This is a genomic window from Oleiphilus sp. HI0123, assembly GCF_001635315.1.
In genome coordinates this window covers 1-630 of record NZ_LWGE01000644.1, presented here as the reverse complement: position 1 = coordinate 630, position 630 = coordinate 1, and the positions used below count along the sequence as shown (strand labels likewise).

The 630-nt window shown below is 43.5% G+C and carries 1 protein-coding gene; it reads right to left on the bottom strand.

Annotated elements, in window-relative coordinates; translation table 11 throughout:
• Positions 1-630 (bottom strand): radical SAM protein (locus tag A3761_RS05850; RefSeq protein WP_156491648.1); only part of this gene is annotated, 630 nt, incomplete at both ends.

Genomic DNA, 630 nt, shown 5'->3' with positions numbered 1-630 from the left:
CTACAGGAGAATACGTAAAGCAACCTACACGATCTAACTGGGCCTCTTCTAAAAAGTCCAATAGCTCCTGAAAATCTTGCTCTGTTTCACCCGGAAAACCAACAATGAAGGTGTTTCTTATCGTAAGTTCAGGACATATCTCGCGCCAGGAACGAATGCGATCGATGACCTTCTCGCTGTGCGCAGGACGTTTCATTGCTTTTAGTATTTTTGCACTAGCGTGCTGGAAGGGAATATCCAAATACGGCAGAATCTTTCCTTCTGCCATTAAGGGGATCAGTTTATCAACATGAGGATAAGGATAAACGTAATGCATTCTTACCCATACACCCAATTCTCCTAGCGCAACAGCGAGGTCTTGCATACGTGTTTCGTGAGCCCGGCCTTCCATAAAATCGAGCTTATATTTAACATCGACACCGTAGGCGCTTGTATCTTGAGAGATAACAAGAAGCTCTTTTACACCACTTTCTACCAAGCGTTTGGCCTCTTCAATAACTTCAGAAATTGGGCGACTTACCAAATCTCCGCGCATATGAGGGATAATACAAAAGCTACAGCGATGGTTACATCCTTCCGAGATTTTAAGGTAAGCATAATGCTTAGGTGTTAATTTGATGCCTTGAGCAG